Source organism: Kitasatospora sp. NPDC024654, from assembly GCF_055559155.1.
In genome coordinates, this window is record NZ_JBVHLF010000007.1 from 65,127 (window position 1) to 67,865 (window position 2,739).

Below are 2,739 nucleotides of genomic sequence, written 5' to 3' on the forward strand. Positions count from 1 at the left end.
AGCTACGTGGACGCCCCCACACCACCCCACCCCCCCATCCCCCCCCCCCCCCCCCCCCCCCCCCCCCCCCCCCCCCCCCCCCTCCCCCCCCCCCCGCCGGCGCTACTTGCGGGCCGAGGTGACCCGGTAGACGTCGTAGACGCCCTCCACGCCGCGGACCGCCTTGAGCACGTGCCCCAGGTGCTTCGGGTCGCCCATCTCGAAGGTGAACCGGCTCATAGCCACCCGGTCCCGGGAGGTCTGCACGGCCGCCGAGAGGATGTTGACGTGCTGGTCGGAGAGCACCCGGGTGACGTCGGAGAGCAGCCGGGAGCGGTCCAGCGCCTCGACCTGGATGGCCACCAGGAAGACCGAGGACTGGGTCGGCGCCCACTCGACCTCGATCATCCGCTCCGGCTGCTGGGTCAGCGAGTCCACGTTGACGCAGTCCGCGCGGTGCACCGAGACGCCGTTGCCACGGGTCACGAAGCCGACGATCGGGTCACCGGGCACCGGGGTGCAGCAGCGCGACAGCTTGACCCAGACGTCGTCCACGCCCTTGACGATCACCCCGGGGTCGCCCTTGGCCCGGCGCCGGCGGGCTGCCCGCCCCTCGGGGCTCGGGGCGGTGGTGTCCAGCAGGTCCTCGGCCGCCTCCTCCTCGCCGCCGAGCGCCTGCACCAGCTTCTGCACGATGGACTGCGCGGAGACGTGCCCCTCGCCGATCGCCGCGTAGAGCGAGGAGATGTCGGGGTAGCGCATCTCGTGCGCCAGCGTGACCAGCGAGTCGCCGGTGAGGATCCGCTGGATCGGCAGGCCCTGCTTGCGCATGGCCCGGGCGATGGCGTCCTTGCCCTGCTCGATCGCCTCCTCACGGCGCTCCTTGGAGAACCAGGCCTTGATCTTGTTGCGGGCCCGCGGCGACTTGACGAAGCCGAGCCAGTCGCGGGACGGCCCGGCGCCCTCGGCCTTGGAGGTGAAGACCTCGACCAGGTCGCCGTTCTCCAGGGTCGACTCCAGCGGCACCAACCGGCCGTTGACCCGGGCCCCTATGCAGCGGTAGCCGACCTCGGTGTGCACCGCGAAGGCGAAGTCCACCGGCGTGGCACCCGCGGGCAGCGCTATCACGTCGCCCTTCGGGGTGAAGACGAAGACCTCGTTGTTGGAGAGGTCGAAGCGCAGCGACTCCAGGAACTCGCTCGGGTCCTCGGTCTCCTTCTGCCAGTCCAGCAGCTGCCGCAGCCAGGCCATCTCGTTGACCGCGCCGGCCTTGTCCTCCTTGCGGACCTGGGCGGGCGTGTCAGTGCGGACCTTGGAGGCGCCGGCCACCGCGCGCTGCTTGTACTTCCAGTGCGCGGCGATGCCGTACTCGGCCCGCCGGTGCATGTCGAAGGTGCGGATCTGCAGCTCGACCGGCTTGCCGCCGGGACCGATCACCGTGGTGTGCAGCGACTGGTACATGTTGAACTTGGGCATCGCGATGTAGTCCTTGAACCGGCCGGGGACCGGGTTCCACCGCGCGTGGATGGTGCCGAGCGCCGCGTAGCAGTCGCGGACGGTGTCCACCAGGACCCGGATGCCCACCAGGTCGTAGATCTCCGCGAAGTCGCGCCCGCGCACGATCATCTTCTGGTACACGGAATAGTAGTGCTTCGGCCGGCCGGTGACCGAGGCCGAGATCCGGGCGCCGCGCAGGTCGCCCTGCACCTGGTCGATCACGGTGGCCAGGTACTCGTCCCGCTTGGGGGCGCGCTCGGCGACCAGCCGGACGATCTCGTCGTACATCTTGGGGTAGAGGATGGCGAAGGCCAGGTCCTCCAGCTCCCACTTGATGGTGTTCATGCCCAGCCGGTGCGCCAGCGGGGCGTAGATCTCCAGCGTCTCGCGGGCCTTCTTCTCCTGCTTCTCCCGCTTGAGGTAACGCATGGTGCGCATGTTGTGCAGGCGGTCGGCGAGCTTGATCACCAGGACCCGCGGGTCCTTGGCCATCGCGACGACCATCTTGCGGACCGTCTCGGCCTGCGCGGCCTCGCCGAACTTGACCTTGTCCAGCTTGGTGACGCCGTCGACCAGCAGCGCGACCGAGTCGCCGAAGTCCTGGCGCAGGGTCTCCAGGCCGTAGTCGGTGTCCTCGACGGTGTCGTGCAGCAGCCCGGCCATCAGGGTCGGCGCGTCCATCCCCAGCTCGGCCAGGATGGTCGCCACGGCCAGCGGGTGGGTGATGTACGGGTCGCCGCTCTTGCGCTTCTGGCCGCGGTGCCAGCGCTCGGCCACCGCGTAGGCCCGCTCGATGTCGCGCAGCAGCGCCGGGTCCGCCTTGGGGTCACCGGCCCGGATGGTCCGGAAGAGCGGCTCCAGGACGGGGTTGAGCACCGTGCCGCGCTGGCCGCCGAAACGGGCCAGCCGGGCCCGTACGCCGCTCGCACCGGCGGAGGAGCGGGCCGGCGTCAGCGCGCGGGAGGGGCCGGACGAGGGCGGGGCTGGGCGTACCGGCGTGGCCCCCGTGGGCGCTGGCTGGTTGCTGGGGGCGCCGGCCTCGGCCGTGGGCACTACCTCGTCGGGCAAGGACACTCCTCGGTACGCACCGGATGAACCTTCATGGTACCGAGCATGGCGCGCCGGTGTTCGGCCGCCCGGCCGTCGAGACACGCCGAGGGCGGGGGGGGGGTGGGTGTACCCCCCCCCCGGGGGGTTCGGACCGAATTCCAACATCCACCAAGGGGCCCGACGACCCCCGACCCCGGGGGGGGGCAAGCAACT

At 71.2% G+C, this 2,739-nt stretch carries 1 protein-coding gene; it reads right to left on the reverse strand.

Features of this window, described 5'->3' with window-relative positions; all coding sequences use genetic code 11:
• Positions 1–102 precede the first annotated feature (102 nt).
• Positions 103–2,691, reverse strand: coding sequence for a RelA/SpoT family protein (locus ACZ38L_RS06455; protein ID WP_465689813.1), 2,589 nt, complete (start codon positions 2,689–2,691; stop codon positions 103–105).
• Between the last annotated feature and the right edge of the window lie 48 nt (positions 2,692–2,739).